This window comes from Achromobacter sp. JCM 18799, assembly GCF_055395645.1.
In genome coordinates this window covers 6897353-6917968 of record NZ_AP043866.1, presented here as the reverse complement: position 1 = coordinate 6917968, position 20616 = coordinate 6897353, and the positions used below count along the sequence as shown (strand labels likewise).

20 protein-coding genes and 1 tRNA gene are annotated in these 20616 nt (G+C 66.3%); 5 read left to right on the top strand and 16 right to left on the bottom strand.

Going from position 1 to position 20616, the window contains the following annotated elements:
- Positions 1-20: 20 nt before the first annotated feature.
- The 4 genes from ACZ5YA_RS32765 to ACZ5YA_RS32750 all read right to left on the bottom strand — a co-directional run bounded on the left by ACZ5YA_RS32765 (position 21) and on the right by ACZ5YA_RS32750 (position 4414).
- Complete coding sequence (locus ACZ5YA_RS32765) at positions 21-962, bottom strand: ABC transporter permease (RefSeq protein WP_059380446.1); 942 nt, start codon at positions 960-962, stop codon at positions 21-23.
- Positions 952-1944 carry an ABC transporter permease gene (locus tag ACZ5YA_RS32760; RefSeq protein WP_054451141.1) on the bottom strand — a complete coding sequence of 331 codons (993 nt, stop codon included), beginning with the start codon at positions 1942-1944 and terminating at the stop codon, positions 952-954. The genes ACZ5YA_RS32765 and ACZ5YA_RS32760 overlap by 11 nt, the downstream gene beginning before the upstream one ends.
- A 62-nt stretch (positions 1945-2006) precedes the next feature.
- Positions 2007-3584 (bottom strand): ABC transporter substrate-binding protein, encoded by a 1578-nt coding sequence (locus ACZ5YA_RS32755; RefSeq protein WP_118932229.1) that lies wholly within the window; start codon positions 3582-3584, stop codon positions 2007-2009.
- Between the two features lie 74 nt (positions 3585-3658).
- Positions 3659-4414, bottom strand: a complete 756-nt coding sequence (locus ACZ5YA_RS32750; protein ID WP_251877125.1) for an aspartate/glutamate racemase family protein — start codon at positions 4412-4414, stop codon at positions 3659-3661.
- A gap of 249 nt (positions 4415-4663) precedes the next feature.
- Between ACZ5YA_RS32750 and ACZ5YA_RS32745 the strand changes: the two genes are divergently transcribed.
- On the top strand, positions 4664-5383 hold the full coding sequence (locus tag ACZ5YA_RS32745; protein WP_059380449.1) for a GntR family transcriptional regulator: 720 nt from the start codon (positions 4664-4666) through the stop codon (positions 5381-5383).
- 60 nt (positions 5384-5443) lie between these two features.
- Here the strand turns inward: ACZ5YA_RS32745 and ACZ5YA_RS32740 are convergent, their stop codons facing one another.
- A complete protein-coding gene (locus ACZ5YA_RS32740; RefSeq protein ID WP_013392635.1) occupies positions 5444-5734 on the bottom strand; it encodes a DUF3579 domain-containing protein in 291 nt (96 codons plus the stop codon).
- Positions 5735-5953: 219 nt separating this feature from the next.
- Between ACZ5YA_RS32740 and ACZ5YA_RS32735 the strand changes: the two genes are divergently transcribed.
- Positions 5954-7135, top strand: a complete 1182-nt coding sequence (locus tag ACZ5YA_RS32735; RefSeq protein ID WP_464091753.1) for an acetylornithine transaminase — start codon at positions 5954-5956, stop codon at positions 7133-7135.
- Between the two features lie 58 nt (positions 7136-7193).
- Positions 7194-8135 carry an ornithine carbamoyltransferase gene (argF, locus tag ACZ5YA_RS32730; protein WP_059380465.1) on the top strand — a complete coding sequence of 314 codons (942 nt, stop codon included), beginning with the start codon at positions 7194-7196 and terminating at the stop codon, positions 8133-8135.
- Between the two features lie 103 nt (positions 8136-8238).
- Here argF and ACZ5YA_RS32725 read toward each other — a convergent pair whose 3' ends face one another.
- The 4 genes from ACZ5YA_RS32725 to ACZ5YA_RS32710 form a co-directional block, all read right to left on the bottom strand.
- Positions 8239-8802: a DUF4286 family protein gene (locus tag ACZ5YA_RS32725; RefSeq protein WP_059380451.1), complete on the bottom strand. Its 564-nt coding sequence runs from the start codon at positions 8800-8802 to the stop codon at positions 8239-8241.
- A gap of 11 nt (positions 8803-8813) precedes the next feature.
- On the bottom strand, positions 8814-9344 hold the full coding sequence (locus tag ACZ5YA_RS32720; protein ID WP_251877129.1) for a carboxymuconolactone decarboxylase family protein: 531 nt from the start codon (positions 9342-9344) through the stop codon (positions 8814-8816).
- A gap of 2 nt (positions 9345-9346) precedes the next feature.
- Positions 9347-10300 carry a Bug family tripartite tricarboxylate transporter substrate binding protein gene (locus tag ACZ5YA_RS32715; RefSeq protein ID WP_059380453.1) on the bottom strand — a complete coding sequence of 318 codons (954 nt, stop codon included), beginning with the start codon at positions 10298-10300 and terminating at the stop codon, positions 9347-9349.
- 70 nt (positions 10301-10370) lie between these two features.
- Entirely contained in the window at positions 10371-11237 is an 867-nt protein-coding gene (locus ACZ5YA_RS32710; RefSeq protein ID WP_464091752.1) for an amidohydrolase family protein, read from the bottom strand.
- A 97-nt stretch (positions 11238-11334) separates the two neighbouring features.
- On the opposite strand from ACZ5YA_RS32710, the gene ACZ5YA_RS32705 reads away from it, so the two are divergent.
- Together ACZ5YA_RS32705 and argG are read left to right on the top strand one after the other, a co-directional pair.
- Positions 11335-12261: a LysR family transcriptional regulator gene (locus ACZ5YA_RS32705; protein WP_118932224.1), complete on the top strand. Its 927-nt coding sequence runs from the start codon at positions 11335-11337 to the stop codon at positions 12259-12261.
- Between the two features lie 82 nt (positions 12262-12343).
- A complete protein-coding gene (gene argG / locus ACZ5YA_RS32700; protein WP_013392627.1) occupies positions 12344-13684 on the top strand; it encodes an argininosuccinate synthase in 1341 nt (446 codons plus the stop codon).
- 489 nt (positions 13685-14173) lie between these two features.
- Here argG and ACZ5YA_RS32695 read toward each other — a convergent pair whose 3' ends face one another.
- The 7 genes from ACZ5YA_RS32695 to ACZ5YA_RS32665 form a co-directional block, all read right to left on the bottom strand.
- Positions 14174-16102: a potassium transporter Kup gene (locus ACZ5YA_RS32695; protein ID WP_118932223.1), complete on the bottom strand. Its 1929-nt coding sequence runs from the start codon at positions 16100-16102 to the stop codon at positions 14174-14176.
- On the bottom strand, positions 16099-17214 hold the full coding sequence (locus ACZ5YA_RS32690) for a sensor histidine kinase (RefSeq protein ID WP_223283347.1): 1116 nt from the start codon (positions 17212-17214) through the stop codon (positions 16099-16101). Before ACZ5YA_RS32690 ends, ACZ5YA_RS32695 begins: the two co-directional genes overlap by 4 nt.
- 66 nt (positions 17215-17280) lie before the next feature.
- Positions 17281-17952, bottom strand: a complete 672-nt coding sequence (locus ACZ5YA_RS32685) for a response regulator transcription factor (protein ID WP_006218435.1) — start codon at positions 17950-17952, stop codon at positions 17281-17283.
- A 65-nt stretch (positions 17953-18017) separates the two neighbouring features.
- On the bottom strand, positions 18018-18500 hold the full coding sequence (locus ACZ5YA_RS32680) for an ExbD/TolR family protein (RefSeq protein ID WP_059380456.1): 483 nt from the start codon (positions 18498-18500) through the stop codon (positions 18018-18020).
- The gene (locus ACZ5YA_RS32675; RefSeq protein WP_464091751.1) at positions 18500-19474 is read right to left on the bottom strand and encodes a MotA/TolQ/ExbB proton channel family protein; all 975 of its coding nucleotides are present in this window, start codon (positions 19472-19474) and stop codon (positions 18500-18502) included. Before ACZ5YA_RS32675 ends, ACZ5YA_RS32680 begins: the two co-directional genes overlap by 1 nt.
- A 1-nt stretch (position 19475) precedes the next feature.
- Positions 19476-20282 (bottom strand): energy transducer TonB, encoded by an 807-nt coding sequence (locus ACZ5YA_RS32670; protein WP_059380458.1) that lies wholly within the window; start codon positions 20280-20282, stop codon positions 19476-19478.
- A gap of 248 nt (positions 20283-20530) precedes the next feature.
- Positions 20531-20606 (bottom strand) — tRNA-Val (locus ACZ5YA_RS32665).
- Between the last annotated feature and the right edge of the window lie 10 nt (positions 20607-20616).

Sequence of the window (20616 nt, the reverse complement as noted above, 5' to 3'; positions counted from 1 at the left end):
CTACTCTTGTCGGTTTGCGTTCAGCGCAGGCGGGGGTTCAGGGCGTCGCGCAGCCAGTCGCCCAGCAGGTTCACCACCAGCACGATCAGGCTCAGGTACAGCGCGGGAAACACCACCACCCACCACTGCCCCGAGAACAGGAACTGGTTGCCCAGGCGGATCAGCGTGCCCAGCGACGGTTCGGTGGGCGGCATGCCCACGCCCAGGAAGCTGAGCGTAGCCTCGATCAGGATCGCCAGGCCCAGGTTCAGGGTGGCCGTCACCATGACCGGCGTCAGCGTGTTGGGCAGGATGTGGGTCAGCATGATGCGCAGCGAACTCACGCGGATCAGGCGCGCCGCCTGCACGTACTCCTTGCCGCGCTCCACCAGGGCCGAAGCCCGCACCGTGCGGGCGTACTGCACCCAGTTGGTCATGGAGATGGCCAGGATCAGGATCACGGCCGACAGGGTTTCGCGCATGCCGGGCGGCAACAGCTGGCGGAACACCGCCGTCACCAGGATCGCGACCAGGATCGTCGGGATGCTCAGCAACGTATCGCCCAGGCGCATCAGCGCGTTGTCGACCCAGCCGCCGAAATAGCCCGCCGCCAGCCCCACCAGCAGGCCAATGGCCAGCGACAGCACCACCGTGGCCAGCCCGATCACCAGCGACATGCGCGAGCCGTACAGGATGGCGGACCAGACGTCGCGGCCCTGCGTGTCCGTGCCCAACAGGAACTGCGGATCCGAGCCTGCCTCCCAGACGGGCGGCAGCTCCGCGTTCAACAGGTCCAGCTGCGCCAGGTCGTACGGGTTCTGCGGCGCGATCCAGGGCGCGAATACGGCCAGCAGCACCACCGCCAGCAGCACGATGCCCGCGCCCATGGCTACGTAGTCCTGCCTCAGGTTCCACCAGAGATCGCTGCGCAGGAAGCGGGCAAGCCGGCCCTGCCCCGTTGCGGAAAATGGCTTAGTGAGCATTGGCGCCTCCCTTGACGTGCTGGCTGCGCAGGCGCGGGTCGACCACGCCGTACATCATGTCCACCAGCGTGTTCAGCGCCACGAAGATGAAGGACACGATCACCAGATAAGCGGCCATGACGGGGATGTCCACGAACATGACCGATTGGATGAACAGCAGCCCCATGCCGGGCCACTGGAAGACCGTTTCAGTAATCAGCGCGAAGGCGATCAGGTTGCCGATCTGCATGCCGGTCACGGTAATCACCGGCATCAGGCAGTTGCGCAGGGCCAGCCGGAAATGCACGATGCGATCCGGCAGGCCGCGCGCGCGGGCGAACTTGATGAACTCGGTGCGCAACGTCTCCAGCATTTCGGCCCGCACCAGGCGCATGATGAGCGTGATCTGGAACAGCGCCAGCGTGATGGACGGCAGCACCAGCGCGGCGCGGCCCGAGGGCGTGAGCAGGCCGGTGGTCCACCAGCCGATCTTCACCGTGTCGCCGCGCCCGAAGCCCGGCAGCCAGCCCAGCTGCACCGAAAAGATCAGGATCAGCATGATCCCGACCACGAAGCTGGGCAGCGATATGCCCAGGATGGACACGAACTGCAGCGCCTGCGCCAGGCGCGACTTGCGGTAGATGGCGGTCAGCACGCCCAGCGGCACGCCGATGACCAGCGACAGCAGCGTCGCCATCAGCACCAGTTCAAACGTGGCCGGAAAGCGTTCGGCCACCAGCGCGAACACGTCCTGCTGGTTGCGGTAGGAAATGCCGAACTCGCCCTGCGCCGCGTTGGTCACGAAGTGCACGAACTGCATGCCCACCGACGCGTTCAGCCCCAGGCGTTCGCGCAGTTCATCGCGCTGCGTTTGCGAGGCCTGCTCGTTGAGCATCATGTCGACGGGGTCGCCGACGAACCGGAAAATCACGAAGGCCATCAGCGCCACCGCCAGCATGACGCCGACCGCGTTGAAGACCCGTCTCACTATGAATGCCAGCATGTGCGGCTCCCCTTCAGACCCTAGTCATACGCAGGACCGCCGGCAGGCGGCGGTCCGCGGCGTCACTGCATGCGTACGGTCCACAGGCGCGCCTTGTTGTCCGGCATCTGCAGCACCTCGCCCACGTTCTTGCCCACGGCCCAGGCCATCGGCTGCTGATGCAGCGGCAGGAAGCGCACGTCGTCATGCAGCGTCTGCAGCACGTCGGCCATCATCTGCACCCGCTTGGGACGGTCCATTTCAGCCGCGGCGGCGTCGATCCTGGCGTCCAGCGCCGGATCACCCCATTGGCCCCAGTTGAAGACCCCAGCCGGGCCGCTGCGGCTGTGCATCACCTGCAGCAGGATGGACAGCGCGTCGATCTGCGGCTCGTTGGCCCAGCCGTGGATGGTGATGTCGAACTCGCCGCGCGAACGCTTGGGGTTCTGCAGCGAACGCGGACCGCTGGCCAGCGAGGCCTTCACGCCGATGCGCGCCCACATGGAGGCGGCGGCCTGGCAGATTTCCTCCTCGTTGACGAACATGTCGTTCGAGCAGAGCAGCGACACCGTGAAGCCATCCGGATAGCCTGCCTCGGCCAGCAGCTTCTTGGCGCGCGCGGCGTCGAACGGCAGGCGCTCTTCCTGCTTGGTCTCGTAGCCCGGGATGGACGGCGCCACCAGCGCGCCCGTGGTGCGCGACAGGCCGCGCATCACGCGCTTCTGGATCAGCTCCGGCGACAGCGCCATGTACAGCGCCTGGCGCACCTTCAGATCCTTCAGCGGATTCTTGTCGGTGATGTTGGAGCCGACCAGCTTGTCGCCCAGGTTGAAACCGAAATAGAGCGTGCGCAGCTCGGTCGAGGCCAGCACCTTGACGTTGGACGCCGCGCGCAGCCGGTCCAGGTCCTGCAGCGGCGCGTTCTCGGTGAAATTGATATCGCCCGACAGCAACGCCGCCACCCGCGTGGGCGCGGAAGCGATGGGCGTGAATTCGATGCGGTCCAGGTTGTGGCGCGGCTTGTCCCACCAGCCGGGGTTGACCACCAGCACGGTGCGCGTATCCGGACGGTACGACTCCACCTTGAAGGGGCCGGTGCCGTTGGCGTTATGCGTGGCATAGCCTTCGATCTTCTTGGCGGCGTCCGTCGGCTTCAGGCTGTTGTTGTCCACCAGCCACTGGCGGTTGAAGATGAAGATGTTGGTCAGGTCGTTGAGCATCAACGGATACGGATGCGTCATTTCGATGTCGACCGTGTAGTCATCGACCTTGCGCACCGCCTTGAAGGCCGGCAGATTGCCCTTCAGGGGAGAAGCTTCGTCCGAGACCCGCGTCATCGACGCCACCACGTCGTCCGCCGAGAACGGCGCGCCATTGTGGAACTTCACCCCTTTGCGCAAATGAAAGCGCAGCACCGTGGGCGACGGCGTCTCCCAGGACTCCGCCAGCGCGGGCGTGATGTTGAACTTGTCGTCATAGCGGATCAGCGCTTCGTACACATGGTTCAGGAACGCCAGGTTGAAGGTGCTGCCGTAGGAATACGGATCCAGCGAATCCAGGTCCCGGGCCGCGCCCCACTTCAGCGTGTTGGCGGCGTTGGCCCCCGTGATGGCCGACAGCGCGATCACGGCGCCCGCGGTCCACTTGAGCAAAGTCTTCATGGCTGCAACTCTCCCTTGTGTATCGGTCTGAACTCGCCGGGGTCGAGCCCGGCGCGGTGGGTAAGACGAAATGGCTAGGAATGCGCGCCCGGGCGGACGAGCGACAGCCGCTGCGCGCGCTCCAGGGACGCCAGCGCCAGCACCTGGGCCAGGGCGGCGCGGTAGGAATCGATGATGGGCACGGCCGGCAGGCGCGGCAGGCTGGGCAGGTAGCCGGCCAGCGCCGCGCCCGCCACGATCACCACGTCCGCGCCCTGCGCCACCGCGGCGTCCAGCGCCCGGCTGACCTGCAAGGCCGACTCGGCCGAACGCGACACGTAGTCCAGGGCATTGCCCGGCAGGGCCAGGATGCCGGCGCAGCGGGACTCCAGTCCCAGCTGCCGGATCTGCTCGCGCAGCATGCCGGGCCAGCGCTGTCCCACCGTCACGATGGCGTAGCGGTCGCCGCGCTGCAGGGCGCTCAGGATGGAGGCCTCGGCCATGCCCACCACGGGTACGTCCAGGCGTTCGCGCACGGCGCCGATGCCGGGTTCGCCAAAGCAGGCCAGCAGGCAGGCGTCGAATCCGCCGTCCGGCCCCTCGCCCGCCGCCCGCTCCACGATGTCCAGCACGGCGTGGGCGGCAACAGCCGCCTCCGCGCGGCTGGCGATGTAGGCGGGGCCGAACCCGGCGGTGACCGCATGGATGCGGACCCTGTCCCCGTAAAAGGCCTCGGCCTGGCTGGCCAGGCTGGCCGTCAGCTCGGAGGTGGTGTTGCCGTTGACCACCAGCAGGCGGTAAGGCGAGGAAAGGGACAGCTCGGGTGCGACGGCCTGGGGTACAGCGGACATGGATCAGCCTTTGTGAACTTGTATACAAACAAGATGATCATTAAAGAACAATCACGTTTGTTTTGTATAAAAACTTGTATACGATTTATGTCGCCAATGTACTCCGCAGAATCTCGGCGGCAAGCTATCGCTAACCCTTAGGCCCGGGTGTAGTATGCTTCCCAGCACAGAGAAAAACGCGCGCCGGCAGCGCCTGCCGGACCATTCCAACACCCTGAAAAGCGCGCAGGCATAGGAGCCAACAAGAAGATGAAGTCCCTCGCGCCGCCGGCCGACGAGCCCGCCAAGAAAGACATCAGTCGCAACGAAATCGTATACAAAAATTTGCGCAGAGCCATCATCGAGCAGGCCCTGCTGCCCGGCGACAAGCTGCCCGAGGACATCATCGGCGAGCGTTTTGGCGTCAGCCGGACCATCGTCCGCAGCGTGCTGACACGCTTGTTCAGCGAAGGGCTGGTGGATTTGCGGCCGAACCGCGGCGCCGCGGTGGCCCGCCCCAGCCTGGAAGAGGCGCACGACATCTTCGAGGCGCGCCGCTGCCTGGAGCGCGACGTCACGCGCCGGCTGCTGCAGCACATCACCGAAGCCGGACTGACCAGGCTGGAACAGCACGTGGCGCAGGAAGAGGAAGCCCGCAAGCGCAACAGCACCAACGAATCCATCCGGCTGTCAGGCGAATTCCATATCCTGATGGCGGAGCTGTCGGGCAATGCGGTGTATGCGCGCTACGTGAACGAGATCGTGTCGCGCTGCTCGCTGATCCTGGCCCTCTATGGCCGGCCGCATTCGAGCGAATGCGCCGTCAGCGAACACATGGAGATCGTGGCGGGCCTGCGCGCGCGCGACGAGAAGCACGTGCTGCACCTGCTGGAGCATCACCTGGAATCGGTGACCGCGCGCGCGCTGCTGACCGCGGACGGCCAGGGCGTGCGCGATATCCGCAAGATCCTGGACCGCTACGGCACGTAGGGGCGCACGAAGCCCCCAACGAAAAAGCGCCCGGTGAGGGCGCTTTTTTGGTTGGAGAGCCTAGATTTCGCGCTCTTCCGTCTTGAGGTTGTTGTCGCGAGCGAAATCCACCACGAACTTGTACGCCAGCGGTTCCAGATCGCGCAAACGCAGATCGACCACGATCCCGCGCACGCCGTCGATCACGACGGGCAGCACATAGGGCGAATAGGTGAGGTGGTTACCGGCACAGCCGGCGGGCCGGAATTGTGCCATTACGCCGGCGAGCCGTTCCGCCCAATCGCTGGGGCGAAAGCGGCTACCGCTTTCGGTAACGCCATGAATTACGAATTGTCTGACGCGAGTTGCCATGAGTTCTTCACTACAGCGCGCCCTTCACGAAAGCCGGATCTTCGGCGTGATCAAACATGCGCCCTGCGCCGCGAATTGTATATGATTGATCCTTTGCCCTCTTTCAAAAAGCGATTCGCCTGGGAAAACGAGCTGTCCGGACTGCCAACCCCGGCGGCATCCCTCGGGAACTCCGGCTGAGTCCCGGCGCAATCCGCTTCATCCACAGGAGGATCCTCGATGACTTCGCCTCTGGCCAATATCTACGCCCGGCTGCCGGTATCGTTCACGCACGGCCAGGGCGTCTGGCTGTGGGACGCCGAAGGCCGCAAGTACCTGGACGCGCTGGCCGGCATCGGGGTGTCCTGCCTGGGCCACGCCCATCCGAAACTGGTGGCCGTCATCAGCGAGCAGGCCGCCCGCGTCATCCATACCTCGAACATCTACGAAGTGCCGCAGCAGACCGCGCTGGCCGCTCGCCTGACGCAGCTGTCCGGCATGCGGGAAGTCGCGTTCAACAACAGCGGCTCCGAGGCCAACGAAGCCGCGATCAAGCTGGCGCGCTACTACGCCTACCAGCGCGGCAACAAGCACGCCCACATCATCACCATGGATTCGTCCTGGCATGGCCGCACGCTGGCCACGCTGGCGGCCACGGGCAGCGAAAAGGCGCGCAAGGGCTTCGAGCCCCTGCCCTCGGGCTTCATCCAGGTGCCTTACAACAGCGTGGACGCGGTGCGCGCCGCCGGCGACGCCGAGCCGCGCGTGGCTGCGGTGCTGCTGGAAGTGCTGCAGGGCGAAGGCGGCATCCGCCCCTCCGACATCGCCTATCTGCAGGAAGTGCGGCGGCTGTGCACCGAGCGCGGCTGGCTGCTCATGATCGACGAAGTCCAGTCCGGCATCGGCCGCACCGGCAAGTGGTTCGCCCACCAGTGGGCCGACATCGTGCCCGACGTCATGACCCTGGCCAAGGGCCTGGCGGGCGGCGTGCCCATCGGCGCCATGCTGGCCGCCGGCCCCGCCGCGGGCGTGTTAACCCCCGGCAGCCACGGCACCACGTTCGGCGGCGGCCCGCTGGTCTGTGCGGCCGGGCTGGCCGTGCTGGATGCGCTGGAATCCGAGAACCTGCTCGCCAACGCCCACGACGTGGGCAATCACCTGAAAACCGCCCTGGCCGATGCGCTGACCGGCGTCGCGGGCGTCACCGACATCCGCGGCCGCGGCCTGATGCTGGGCATCGAGCTGGCCCGCCCCTGCGGCGTGCTGGCCCTGCGCGCCATGCAGGCCGGCCTGCTTATCAACGTCACGCGCGACCGCGTGATCCGCATGTTGCCGCCGCTGATCCTCAACCGCGACGAAGCCGACCGCATCGTCGCCATCCTGGTTCCGCTCATCCAGGAATTCCTGGCCGAAACACCATAAAATCAACGTCCCGCCCGGGCCATGAGCCTGGCCGGGCCCCATGACCTGCGACATCACCATGACACCTCCCACGACTCAAAACGGCCCGCTGCGGCACTTCCTGCAGTTCAAGGACTTCTCGTCCGCCGAGATCGCCTACGTGCTGGACCGCGCGCGCCTGATCAAGGACAAGTTCAAACGCTACGAACCCCACATGCCGCTGCATGACCGCACGCTGGCGATGGTGTTCGAAAAGGCCAGCACGCGCACCCGAGTGTCGTTCGAGGCCGGCATGTACCAGATGGGCGGTTCGGTCATCAACCTGACCTCCAACGATTCGCAGCTGGGCCGCTCCGAGCCCATCGAAGACACCGCGCGCGTCATCTCGCGCATGGTCGACATCGTCATGATCCGCACGTTCGAGCAGACCCGCATCGAGCGCTTCGCCTCGCACTCGCGCGTGCCGGTGATCAACGGCCTGACCAACGAATTCCACCCCTGCCAGATCCTGGCGGACATCTTCACCTACATCGAGCACCGCGGCCCCATCGCCGGCAAGACGGTGGCCTGGGTGGGCGATGCCAACAACATGGCCTATACCTGGCTGCAAGCCGCGGAAATGCTGGGCTTCACGCTGCACGTGTCGACCCCGGCCGGCTACGAACTCGAAGCCTCGCGCATCGGCACGCCGCCGGCCACGGTGCTGCGCCAGTTCAAGGACCCCATGGAAGCCTGCAAGGGCGCGCACCTGGTCACCACCGACGTCTGGACCAGCATGGGCTATGAAGCCGAAAACGAAGAGCGCCGCGCCGCTTTCGCCGACTGGTGCGTGGACGCCGAAATGATGGCCGCCGCCGATTCCCAGGCCGTGTTCATGCACTGCCTGCCCGCCCATCGCGGCGAGGAAGTCACCGGCGAAGTCATCGACGGACCGCAAAGCGTGGTCTGGGACGAAGCCGAAAACCGCCTGCACGTGCAGAAGGCGCTGATGGAGTTCCTGCTGCTGGGCCAGATCAAGTAAGACCACCCCCATATGGAAAAGCCTGTGCATCTCGCGATGCGCAGGCTTTTTTCATGGGCACGACAAACCCGAATTCAAATCCGATGCGGCGGACGCCGCGCAATTACAGAATCCGTTTGAACATGGTCCGGCGCGTATTGCGGAAGGATGGCCGCACGCGGCTGCTCCAGTCGCTGGCGCGCACGGCCAGCCAGGGCGGGCTGCCGAAGGTTTCGCGCGTGTGCAGGTCATAGCAGGCCAGATAGCGCGGCGACTCGTCGCGGCATTCATAGCGCATGGCGCGCACCGTGCCGGGCACCGAGGCCAGGCCCGGCAGATGCTCCTGGTCGTACCAGGCGTTCAGGTCGGCTTCCGCCTCGGGCAACACGTCGGTCTCGACGATGTAATGCCACGGCGCGTCCTGCCCCGCCGAGGCGCCCGCCAGGTCCAGCGTCTGATGCAGCACGCGGCTGCGCGCGCCCGGGAAGCTCTCGGCCAGGCGGGCCTGCGCTTCCGGCAAGGCCGCCGCCGATCCGCGCAGATAGACGTAGGTTTCGTCCTCTTCCAGGGCGGCATAAGCGGCGGCGCGCAAGCCTGCCAATCCTTGGGTCAGGGTCTGTTCAAGTTCACGTGCGCGCGGCGTGTCGAAGCGCTCGCCCAGCGATACCAGCAATACGGTTTCCTGCACTCCAGTCTCCTTCAATGTCCGACGCGCAAGGCCACCAGGAAGCGCGACACCATGTTGTACGCGCCCACGGTCGCCGCCAGTTCCACCAGCTGCGTGTCATCGTAGCGCGCGCGCAGCGGCGCGAACACGGCGTCCGGCACCTCGATGTCGCGCGTCATCGCGTCCGTCAGCGCCAGCACTTCGGCCTCGCCGGCTTCCAGGCCCTGCAGCGCCGACGGCGCTGGACCGCCGCGCAATGCGTCCACCAGCGCCTGCGGCATGCCAGCGGCCAGCGCGTGCGGCACATGCGCCTCGAACTCGTACGGCGCATTGTTCAAGGTCGCCACGCGCAGGATGATCAGTTCGCGCAGGCGCGGCGGCACCGCCGTGTTCAGGCGGATCGCGGTCAGCATGGCCTCCCAGCCCTGGACCACGGCCGGGCTGTTCAGCAACACCTGGTACAGCGGCGAGATGCGCCCCCGCGCAGCCGATATCCGCGCCTCGATCGCGGCCAGTTCCGGGCGGCTGCCCGGCGTCACCAGCCCTACTCTGCATGCGTTCATCTTCACTCCGGACGGATGTTCTTGCGCTGGATCAGCGAGGTCCACTTCTCGCGGTCGGATGCGATCAGGGCAGCCAGTTCCTGCGGGCTGCCGGGCGCGGCCTGCGCCCCGAACTTCTCCAGCCGGGCGCGCACGCTCTCCGTGTTCAGCGCGGCGCGCACGGCCTGGTTGAGCTTGTCGATCGTGGCAGGCGGCGTGGCGGCCGGCGCCACGATGCCGTACCAATTGTTGGACTCCACGCCGGCAATGCCCTGCTCGGCCAGGGTCTTGACCTCGGGCAGCAGCGGATGGCGGGTAGGCGCGGCGATGCCCAGGGGCTTCAGCTTGCCGCCCTGGATATGGCCGATCAGGCCCGGCACGTCGCCGAAGAAGCCCGACACCTGGTTGCCCATCACGTCATTGATGACCGGCGCCGCGCCCTTGTAAGGCACGTGCATCACGTTCGCCTTGCTGGAATCGGCGAACATTTCCAGAGTCAGGTGGGGAATGCTGCCGATGCCCGACGAGCCGATCGCCACCGACTGCGAGGCAGCCTGGGACTTCTTGACGAAGTCAGCCGCGTCGGCCGCCGGATTGGACGGATTGACCACGAACACCGTGGCGTTGTTGACCACCTTGGACACCGGCGCGAAATCGCGCACGGGGTCATACGGCAAGTCCTTGTACAGCGCCGGGCTGATCGCGACCGCGCCCACGCTGGTCAGGAACAGCACCGAGCCGTCAGCGGGCGCCTTGGCAACGTAGGCTGCGGCGATGTTGCCGTTGGCGCCGGCCTTGTTCTCCACGATGACCTGCTGCTTGAGCTCCTTGCCCAATTGCTCGGCCAAAACCCGGCCGACCAGATCCACCGGCCCGCCAGGCGGAAAGGCGATGATGAGGCGCACCGGCCCATCGGCATGGGCGGATCCCAGGGCGGCCAGGCTCAGCAGGCCGGCGGACAGTATTTTCTTGAACATGGTGTCTCCTGATTGAATGGAATTTTCTTGTCGTTCGCACGCCGCCAGATGGCGGCGGCGTTTGCCGCGCCTACTCGAATCCGTACAGCCGCGCCGGGTTGTCCACCAGGATGCGCTGGCGCAGGGCCGCATCGGGGCAAGCTTCGAAAAACAGGTCGACCAGCTCGCCGTCATCCGGCATGTCGCCCGCCACGTTCGGATGCGGCCAGTCCGTACCCCACAGGCAGCGTTCGGGCAGGGCCTCGGCCAGCGCGCGCACAAAGGGCAGGCCTTCGGCGTACGGACGCTTGCCCGACGCGATGCGGTCGATGCCCGACACCTTGACCCAGGCCTGCGGCACCTGCGCCAGGCCCAGCAACGCCCGCATCGCCGGCGACGCCAAGCCATCGCCCGCCTTCAGCCGTCCCATGTGGTCGACCACGAAGGGCAGCGGCAGCGCGGCCAGGCGCGGCAGCAGCTCCGGCAGCATCGCGCCGTCCAGGTGCAGGCACAGATGCCAGCCCAGCGGCGCGATCAGCGCCACGACGCGGTCAAAGACCGCCGGATCGGGCGCGCCGCCCAGATGCGGCACGAAGTTGAAACGGGCGGCGCGCACGCCGCCCTCATGCAGTTGCTTGACGCCGACCTCGGTCGCGTCCGCTCCCAGCAGAGCGACGCCGCGATAGCGGCCGCCGCTTTGGGCCAGCGCATCCAGCAGGGCGCGATGATCCGAGCCATGGCAATTGGCCTGCACCACCACCGCGCGCTCCACGCCCAGGCGGTTGTGCAGCGCCGCCATGGCCTGGTAAGGCGCATCCGGCGGCGTGTACGAGCGGCCCTCGGCGTACGGAAACACGTCGGCCGGCCCGAACACGTGGCAATGCGCATCGCAGGCGCCCGGCGGCAAGGCGTGGCGGGGACGGGACGGCGCGGCTAGCGGAGGACGGCAATCGGGCACGGGCGGGTTCCTGCGTTGAAAACGCCATGGTCCCGGATTGCCCGCCGCCCAACAATGCTATATCTTTGATTTCAGATATAGATTTTTCGAATATCCGATGGACCTCAAGCAGATCGAATACTTCCTGCGCGTGGCGGAGCGGCGCAGCTTCTCGCGCGCGGCCGAAATGCTGGACGTGGCGCAGCCCACGCTCAGCCGCCAGGTCCGCCTGCTGGAACTGGAGCTTGGCCAGCATCTGCTCTACCGCAACGGGCGCGGCGCCGAACCCACCGAAGCCGGGTTGCGCTTCCTGGAGCACGCCCGCGCCCTGCTGACCCTGGCCGAACGCGCCAAGGAAGACCTGCAAAGCCTGCGCGAGACGCCCACCGGCAAGGTCGTGGTGGGTCTGCCGCCCCGCATCGCGCGTGTACTCACGCCGCCGCTGGTCCAGGCCTTCCGCCGCAGTTTCCCCGAGGCCTCCATCGCCGTGGCCGAGGGCCTCAGCGCCCAGGTGCGAGAATGGCTGCTGGCCGGCCGCGTCGACCTGGCCCTGCTCTACGATCCCGCGCCCTCGCCCCAGCTGGCCTACGAATCGCTGTTCCGCGAAGACCTGGTTCTGGTGGCCGCGGCCGGCCACCGGCCCGCCCTGCCCCCGCGCATCGCCGTGGCGCAACTGGGCGACTACCCGCTGGTGGTGCCCAGCCTGCCCAACGCCATCCGCACCCTGGTCGAAAGCGTGTGCCGCGCCCAGGGCGTGCGCCTGACCATCGCCGTCGAGGTCGACGCGGTCCAGACCATCGTCGAACTGGCCGCCCAGGGCGACGCCTACGCCATCCTGCCGCGCTCGGCCGCGCGCGGCCCCGCCGCCGAGCATGAGCTGTCGCTGTGCGACATCGTCGACCCGACCATCACCAATGATCTGGTGCTGGCCAGCGCCCGCCACCGCCCGGCCACCCGGCTGGCTGCCGCCACCGCGCTCCTGATCCGCCGGCTGGAGCTGCCGGCCCTGTTCGCCCCGCCGGCCCGACCGCGGCAAAAGAGTTAAAATAGCGTCCGTTTCCCTTGTTTGGCGGCTAGCAGCTGTCAAAGTCTGCTGTCCAAGTCCTGTTGGCGTCTCACTTCAAACAATGACCACTATCCTCCCGAACCTTCCCACCGGCCAGAAGGTCGGCATCGCCTTCTCCGGCGGCCTCGACACCAGCGCAGCGCTCCTGTGGATGCGCAACAACGGCGCCATCCCCTACGCCTACACCGCGAACCTGGGCCAGCCCGACGAGTCCGACTACGACGAGATCCCGCGCAAGGCCATGGCCTACGGCGCTGAAAAGGCCCGCCTGATCGACTGCCGCGCGCAGATGGTGGCCGAAGGCATCGCCGCCCTGCAATCGGGCGCGTTCCACATCTCGACCGCCGGCATCACCTACTTCAACACCACCCCCATCGGCCGCGCAGTGACCGGCACGATGCTGGTGGCGGCCATGAAGGAAGACGACGTCAACATCTGGGGCGACGGCAGCACCTTCAAGGGCAACGACATCGAGCGCTTCTACCGCTACGGTCTGCTGACCAATCCGGACCTGAAGATCTACAAGCCCTGGCTGGACCAGCGCTTCATCGACGAGCTCGGCGGCCGTTCGGAAATGTCCGAGTACATGCGCCAGGCCGGCTTCGACTACAAGATGTCGGCTGAAAAGGCCTACTCCACCGACTCCAACCTGCTGGGCGCCACCCATGAAGCCAAGGACCTGGAGCACCTGAACTCCGGCATCCGCATCGTCAAGCCCATCATGGGCGTCGCCTTCTGGCGCGACGACGTCGCCGTCAAGGCCGAGGAAGTCACCGTCCGCTTCGAGGAAGGCCATCCGGTCGCCCTGAACGGCGTGGAATACAGCGACCCGGTCGAGCTGATGCTCGAAGCCAACCGCATCGGCGGCCGCCACGGCCTGGGCATGAGCGATCAGATCGAAAACCGCATCATCGAAGCCAAGAGCCGCGGCATCTACGAAGCCCCGGGCCTGGCCCTGCTGTTCATCGCCTACGAGCGCCTGGTCACCGGCATCCACAACGAAGACACCATCGAGCAGTACCGCGAAAGCGGCCGCAAGCTGGGCCGCCTGCTGTACCAGGGCCGCTGGTTCGACCCGCAAGCCATCATGCTGCGCGAAGCCGCCCAACGCTGGGTCGCCCGCGCCGTCACCGGCGAAGTCACCATCGAACTGCGCCGCGGCAACGACTACTCGCTGCTGAACACCGAATCGCCCAACCTGACCTACGCGCCCGAGCGCCTGTCCATGGAAAAGGTCGAAAACGCCCCGTTCACGCCCGCGGACCGCATCGGCCAGCTCACCATGCGCAACCTCGACATCGTCGACACCCGCGGCAAGCTCTTCACCTACGTGAAGACCGGCCTGCTCGCCTCCTCCGGCAGCTCGCTGCCGCAGCTGAGCGACGAAGGCAAGAAGAAGTAATTCTTCAAAGCCAAAAACCAAAAAGCCCTTCGGCATGCCGAAGGGCTTTTTGTTTGGAGCGCAGCAATCGGACGCCAACCTCGACGAGAGCGTGTCCGCTAAAGACAGTCACGACCAGCGCGCAGCGTCATCACCTACCGCAAGACACCGCGTAAGCCCCCAAAGGCCGCCCGCGCGGCCGGCCGGGGGCGGGCTCCGCAAGATCCATCGCCATCCCCCCCCCTAGGCGAGAACGCCAAGCACACCGCCCTCCCCAGCGACCGGACAAATTCAGCTGACGCAGCCTGTGGCGAGGGGGCCTGGGACGCGCGGGGCGTCGATAAGCCCGAGGGAATCGGTAGGAGTCGCCGAAGGCGAGGACGACGATGACGACGGGGAAGCCCGGAGCGAAGGCTCCGGGCCGCAATCGTTGCCCCGCGCGTCCCAGGCCCCCTCGCCACAGGCGTCATAAGAATCCGAACACCGCCCCCCAGACAAACAAGCAAGAGCCTAAAGCTCCACCTGCATCCCCATCTCCACCACCCGATTAGCCGGAATCTTGAAGAACTTCGTACTCCGCGTAGAGTTCCGCGCCATGAACGAAAACACCGCCCGCCGCCAGCGCCACAACGCCGGCTTCTTCGCCGCCACCACGGTCTGCCGCGACAGGAAGTAGGAAGTCCGCATCGGTTCCAGGTCGATCTCCGGATACGCCTCGGCCACCAGCCGCAGCGCCTCCGGCACGTCCGGATCTTCCTTGAAGCCGTAATTGATCGTCGCCTGCCAGCTCGACGCCGACAGCTTGGTCACGGAGAAGCGCTCCTCGGGCGAGACATAGGGCACGTCCGCCACCAGAATCGTCAGGAACAGCACATGGTCGTGCAGCACCTTGTTGTGCTTCAGGTTATGCAGCAGCGCCGGCGGCACATTGCCCGAGTTCATCGTCATGAAGATGGCCGTGCCCGGCACCCGCGACGGCGGATACTCTTCGAGCTGCGCCATGAATTCCTTGAGCGGCTGGCGGTCCCGTTGCTGCATCTCCGACAGCAGCCTGCGGCCGCGACGCCATGTCATCATCAGCGTGAACACCACGATCGCCACCAGCAGCGGCAACCAGCCGCCCTCGTGGATCTTGAACACGTTGGCCGAGAACAGCAACACATCGAACAGCAGCAACAGGCCCAGCGCCACCAGCCACAGCACGCGCTTGATGCCGGTCGAACCGCGCGGCAGCACCGCGAACGCCAGCACCGACGTCGTCAACATCGTTCCCGTGACCGCGAACCCGTAAGCGGCAGCCAGGTTGTCCGAATTGCGGAACAGCAGCACCAGTACCAGCACCGCGCACAGCAGCAGCGCATTGACCTGCGGCAGATAGATCTGGCCCTTCTCGATGGCCGAGGTGTGCAGGATCTGCATGCGCGGCCAGAAACCCAGCTGCACCGCCTGGCGCGTGACCGAGTAGGCGCCGGAAATCACCGCCTGCGACGCCACGATGGTCGCAATGGTGGCCAGCGCCACCAGCGGGGCCAGCCCCCATTCCGGCGCCATCATGAAGAACGGATTACGGATCGCGGTCGGATCGCGCAACAGCAGCGCGCCCTGGCCGAAATAGCACAGCGTCAGGGCCGGCAGCACCATGCTGAACCAGGCGCGGCGGATCGCCGGACGGCCGAAGTGGCCCATGTCGGCATACAACGCTTCGGCGCCAGTCAGGGCCAGCACCACCGCCCCCAGCAGCACGAAACTGATCCACGGAAACTCGACGATGAAACGCAGGCCCCACATCGGATTCAAGGCCCGCAGCACTTCCGGCGTCTGCCAGATCTGCCAGCCGCCCAGCGCGGCCAGCGTGCCGAACCACAACAGCATCACCGGACCGAACAGCTTGCCCATGGCCCCCGTGCCGTGCGACTGGATCGCGAACAGCGCGATCAGCACCACCAGCGACAGCGGCACGACCCAGGCGTCCAACTGATGCGACACGATGCCTATCCCCTCCAGCGCCGACAGCACTGAAATGGCCGGCGTGATCATGCTATCGCCATAGAACAGCGCCGCGCCGAAAATGCCCAGCACGATCAGCACCCAGCGCAGCTTGCCTTCCCGCCCGCGCACCGCCAGCTCCAGCAAGGCCAGCGTGCCGCCCTCGCCACGGTTGTCGGCGCGCAGCACCAGCGTCACATACTTGAACGACACCACCACCATCAGCATCCAGAACAGGATGGACAGCACGCCCAGCAGGTGGGCAGGCTCCAGGTCGGTGTGCACGCTCAGGCCCGTCAGACAGGCGCGCAGGGTATACAGGGGGCTGGTGCCGATGTCGCCGTACACCACGCCCAGCGCCCCCATGATGAGGGCGGCCCGCGACGATGGCGCGTGCCCGCCGAGTGCCTGCCCGTTGGACGATGAAGGAACGCTGACCGAACCTTGGCTCATGATGTAGGTTCTTGACGAGTAAGTTGGGCCCCCTTGCGAGGGCCGGGAAACACGACGGACAGCCGTGTTCCTGAAAAGTCCGGACGGCTGGTGAGCTTCCACCAGGCGCCGTGCGCGTGCGCGATTTCGCGCACGATGGCCAGCCCCAGGCCCGACCCGCCCGCGGTCGCGGTGGGAGAACGGTAGAAGGCCTCGAACACGCGTTCGCGTTCATCGGGGGAAATCCCCGGCCCATCGTCCTCCACGGTCAGCGAAGGCGGATTGGCGCCGACGATCAGCGTGATGCGGCCGGTCTTGTTGCCGTAGCGCAGCGCGTTGTCGATGAGGTTGCCCAGCAGTTCGGCCAGCAGCAAGGGGTCGGCGTCGATCCAGATGGGCGCGTCCGGCGCCACCAGATCCAGCTCGTAGTGCGCCTCGCGCACCCGCGGAAACCATTCGGCGCCGTTCGCCCGCACCCATTCGCAGAGGTCGATGCGCACGAAGCTGTCCTGCGGCCGGGCGTTGGGATCGGCCCGCGCCAGGACCAGCAGCTGCTGCCCCAGACGGATCATGCGGTCGCTCACCGCCTTGATGCGCTCAGCCCGCGCGCGCACGTCGTCGGGCAAGGGGCGCGCCAGCATCAGCTCCGACTCCAGGCGCAGGCCCGACAAGGGCGTGCGCAGCTGGTGCGCGGCATGGCCGATGAAGCGGCGCTGCGCCGCCAGCGAGGCATCCAGGCGCAGCAGCAAATCATTGGTGTGCGTGACCAAGGGCTCGATTTCGACCGGCACGCCTGCCACTTCCAGCGGCTGCATGTCGTCGATGGAGCGTTGCCGGATCTCTTCGGACAGATGATTGACCGAGCGCAGCCCCGAGCGCACGCCCTGCACCACCACCCACGTGAACAGCGCGATCAGCGCGACCTGCCCCACCACCATCAGCCAGAAGAAATCTTCCAGCATCCAGAGCGACATGTCGATCTTGTGCGTGATGACCCAGGTGGCCGCCAAGTCCAAGAGGACCAGCAGCAGGATCGGCGGCATCAGGCGAATGACCAGATGCCGCGCCAGCGAACGGGAGGGAAGCAAGGGACGGGAAACCGGAGTAGCGGTAGGAGTGCGTTCCTGCATCATGACGCAATGCCCTCGCCTAGGCGTATGGATGCGCGCGGCCGGCGCGACGCGGCCGCAGCCGGCCCGTCAGGCCGTTTCCACATCCAGCATGTAGCCAAAGCCGCGCACCGTTTGAATGCTGGCGCCCGTGCCTTCCAGGCGCTTGCGCAGGCGGTACACATAGACTTCGACGGCGTTTTCGCTGAAATCGGCATCCCAGGCCGACAGCGAGTTCACGATCTGGCGCTTGGTCACGACGCGGCCGACGCGGGCCATCAGCATTTCCAGCACGGAGAGCTCGCGCACCGACAGCGACAGGCGTTGGCCATTGGCGCGGACTTCGCGGCCGACGGTGTCGAACACCAGCGGGCCGACTTCAATCAAGGGCTGCGCCTGACCGGCGCGGCGCCGGCCGAAGGCGCGCACGCGCGCCGCCAGCTCGGGCAGTTCAAAAGGCTTGGTGACGTAATCGTCCGCCCCGGCGTCCAGGCCGGCGACGCGGTCCTCGATGCCATCGCGGGCGGTGAGGATCAACACAGGGACCTGGTTGCCGTCCTGCCGCAATTGCCGCAGCACGTCCAGCCCGCTCATGCCAGGAAGGTTGAGGTCGAGCAGCATGAGGTCGTAAGGCTGCCCCGCCAAGGCGCCCAGAACCCGGTCGCCCTCGGTCAGCCAGTCGACCGCATAGCCTTGGTCGGCCAGAAATTCCTGGAGCGCGTGGCCCAGGGTGGTGTCGTCTTCGATTACCAGAACTCGCATGCGGCGATTCTAGCGCGATCCCGGCCGGAACGGGGCGCGAAATGCGCCCCGGGGCCGGGAAGCGTTCAAGGTGCGGACGGAGCCGGGGCGGCCCCGGCTGCCGCGGGCGCGGCGGAGCCGGCGACGCCGCCCGAAGGAGGCGTGGTGACGAACCCGATGCGCGTCATGCCCGAACGGCGCGCCGAAGCCATGACCTTGGCCAGGGTCTCGTAGCGGGTATTCTGGTCCGCACGGATGCGGATCTCGGGTTGCGGCTTGGTGCCGGCAATCGACTTGAAGCGGTTGGGCAGGTCATCGATATTGACCGGCTTCTCGTCCCAGAACAGCGCCCCGCTGGCATCGATGGCCAGGTCGACGGTCTTGGGTTCTTCCTCGATCTGCTCGGCCGCCACCTGGGGCATGTTGATCTTGATCGAATGCGCCAGCAGCGGCGCGGTGATGATGAAGATCACCAGCAGCACCAGCATCACGTCGATCAGGGGCACCATGTTGATCTCGGAAACCGTACTGCTTCCGGATCCTTTACCCTCGAAGCTGCCAAAGGCCATTATTCGCTCCCGCGTTGAGCCGCAGCGCCGTTACCGTTCTGGCGGCGCAGGGCGCGCACCTTGCCATCGGACAGAGCGACCTGCTGGCCGGTGGTCAGGAACGCGAACAAATCATGCGCAAAGGCATCCAGGCGCGACAGGAACACGCGGTTGTTGCGCACGAAGGTGTTGTAGGCCAGCACCGCGGGAATGGCGACCGCCAGGCCCAGGCCCGTCATGATCAGCGCTTCGCCCACCGGACCGGCGATGCGGTTGATGGTCACGCCGTCGGACAGGCCGATGCCGACCAGGGCATGGTACACGCCCCAGACCGTGCCGAACAGGCCCACGAACGGCGCCGTCGAACCCACCGAGGCCAACACGGTCAGGCCGTTTTCCAGCTTGGCGGTTTCTTCGTCGATGACCTTGCGCATGGTGCGCGTGACGAAATCGGAGTTGCTGCCCGACTCTTCAAGCTTGGTCGCGCCGAACTTGTTGTGATGCGCCTGCGCATGCATGGCGTGGCTGGCCAGGTGCGAGAACGGGTCGCGCGCGCCGTGCGTGACGATTTCGTTTTCGACCTGTTCGAGCGAGCTGGCGTTCCAGAACTTGTTCAGGAAGTCCGCCGAGCGCTTGCGCATGCTGACGTTGCTGGCGACCTTGACCAGGATCAGATACCAGGTCACCAGCGACATCAGGATCAGGATGACGAAGAGGCTCTTGCCGACGAAGTCGCTCTGCGCGACAAAGTGCAGGAAGCCCATGTCGGGAACCGCGGCGGGCGCCGGCGCGGCAGGCAGCGCCGAGGGCAGCGCGACAGCAGCGCCTTGCAGCGCATCGGCCGATTGCTGAGCCACGGCGCCGACGGTCGAAGCGGCTTGTTGAGCTGCGGGCGCGGCCGCAGCCGCGGCGGGCGCAGCGGCGGCGGCAGCCGGTGCTGCCGGGCTGGTGGTCGCCTGCGCCACCAGGGTGGCGCTATGCAGTGCGTTGGACATCTCAGTTCCTCATTACGAAATCGAACGGAATTTTGGCTTTGGCGGGATAGGCCACGCCGTTACGGGTATACGGTTTGAATCGGCCCTTGCGGGCGGCTGCCAGCGCCGATTCGTCCAGGCGCGGAAAGCCCGAGGACGCATCGATGGTTGCCCGCTCTACCAGCCCCTGGGTGTTGATCTCGACCAGCACCACCACCCGGCCCTCTTCCCGCATGCGGCGCGACGCCATCGGATAGTTGGGCATCGGGCGCGCGCCTTGGAATTCAATGCTGGACACCAGCACCGGCTGATCCGGCGGCGGCCCCTGCTGCGGCCCTTGCGGCGCCTGCGTGCCTTCGGGCGCGCCGCTGGGCGGCGTCTTCGGCGCTTCCGGCTTGGGCTCGACCTTGACGTCCTGCTTGGGCTCGGGCTTGGGTTTAGGCTTGGGAGGCGGCTTGGGCTTGGGTTTGGGCGCCGGCATCGGCGGCTTTTCGACCACTGGCTCCGGTTCGGGTTCAGGCTCCGGCTCGGGCTTGAGCTCGGGTTCAGGCTCGGGTTCGACTTCGGGCTGCGGCGGCTCGGGTGGGGTTTCCGTCACCGGCTGCGGCTCCTCGGGAGTGGGTTCGGCCTTGGCGATCTGGGGTATGGGCGCATCCACCACGCTCACCATGATGGCTTCGGGTTCCTCGAGTTCAGGACGATTCTCGGGTGCCATGAAGATGGCGCCGATCACTGCCGCATGCAGCGCCAGGACCGTCAGGCCAGCGCCTGCGCGTATACCGAATGAAGAGCGCGAAGAAGAATTCCAACCGCGTTGAAAACTAGGCATGAATCAGCCAGGGTGCATTGACTTATCCGGCCAGCCAGGAAAGACGCACACGCGATGGCGACGCCGGCTGACCGGTACAAGCCCACAATAATATCTTAAATGCGAATGATTCGCACGTCCTATTTCATCTGACCCCGTCTTACATTTCCGGGCGGGATCAACAGGCATGAGCGTTGCAGCGCGCGCAAAACAAAAAACCCGCCACCATGACGTGTGCGGGTTTTGTGCGGAGCGCATATCGGAGCTTTTGGTGGGTGCTACAGGGGTCGAACCTGTGACCTACGCCTTGTAAGGGCGCCGCTCTACCAACTGAGCTAAGCACCCATTTTGATGC

Excerpts from the sequence above, each read along its gene's own strand:
- ACZ5YA_RS32765 (WP_059380446.1), bottom strand. The coding sequence starts at position 962 with ATGCTCACTAAGCCATTTTCCGCAACGGGGCAGGGCCGGCTTGCCCGC.
- ACZ5YA_RS32760 (WP_054451141.1), bottom strand. The coding sequence starts at position 1,944 with ATGCTGGCATTCATAGTGAGACGGGTCTTCAACGCGGTCGGCGTCATG.
- ACZ5YA_RS32755 (WP_118932229.1), bottom strand. The coding sequence starts at position 3,584 with ATGAAGACTTTGCTCAAGTGGACCGCGGGCGCCGTGATCGCGCTGTCG.
- ACZ5YA_RS32750 (WP_251877125.1), bottom strand. The coding sequence starts at position 4,414 with ATGTCCGCTGTACCCCAGGCCGTCGCACCCGAGCTGTCCCTTTCCTCG.
- ACZ5YA_RS32745 (WP_059380449.1), top strand. The coding sequence starts at position 4,664 with ATGAAGTCCCTCGCGCCGCCGGCCGACGAGCCCGCCAAGAAAGACATC.
- ACZ5YA_RS32740 (WP_013392635.1), bottom strand. The coding sequence starts at position 5,734 with ATGGCAACTCGCGTCAGACAATTCGTAATTCATGGCGTTACCGAAAGC.
- ACZ5YA_RS32735 (WP_464091753.1), top strand. The coding sequence starts at position 5,954 with ATGACTTCGCCTCTGGCCAATATCTACGCCCGGCTGCCGGTATCGTTC.
- argF (WP_059380465.1), top strand. The coding sequence starts at position 7,194 with ATGACACCTCCCACGACTCAAAACGGCCCGCTGCGGCACTTCCTGCAG.
- ACZ5YA_RS32720 (WP_251877129.1), bottom strand. The coding sequence starts at position 9,344 with ATGAACGCATGCAGAGTAGGGCTGGTGACGCCGGGCAGCCGCCCGGAA.
- ACZ5YA_RS32715 (WP_059380453.1), bottom strand. The coding sequence starts at position 10,300 with ATGTTCAAGAAAATACTGTCCGCCGGCCTGCTGAGCCTGGCCGCCCTG.
- ACZ5YA_RS32705 (WP_118932224.1), top strand. The coding sequence starts at position 11,335 with ATGGACCTCAAGCAGATCGAATACTTCCTGCGCGTGGCGGAGCGGCGC.
- argG (WP_013392627.1), top strand. The coding sequence starts at position 12,344 with ATGACCACTATCCTCCCGAACCTTCCCACCGGCCAGAAGGTCGGCATC.
- ACZ5YA_RS32695 (WP_118932223.1), bottom strand. The coding sequence starts at position 16,102 with ATGAGCCAAGGTTCGGTCAGCGTTCCTTCATCGTCCAACGGGCAGGCA.
- ACZ5YA_RS32690 (WP_223283347.1), bottom strand. The coding sequence starts at position 17,214 with ATGATGCAGGAACGCACTCCTACCGCTACTCCGGTTTCCCGTCCCTTG.
- ACZ5YA_RS32685 (WP_006218435.1), bottom strand. The coding sequence starts at position 17,952 with ATGCGAGTTCTGGTAATCGAAGACGACACCACCCTGGGCCACGCGCTC.
- ACZ5YA_RS32680 (WP_059380456.1), bottom strand. The coding sequence starts at position 18,500 with ATGGCCTTTGGCAGCTTCGAGGGTAAAGGATCCGGAAGCAGTACGGTT.
- ACZ5YA_RS32675 (WP_464091751.1), bottom strand. The coding sequence starts at position 19,474 with ATGTCCAACGCACTGCATAGCGCCACCCTGGTGGCGCAGGCGACCACC.
- ACZ5YA_RS32670 (WP_059380458.1), bottom strand. The coding sequence starts at position 20,282 with ATGCCTAGTTTTCAACGCGGTTGGAATTCTTCTTCGCGCTCTTCATTC.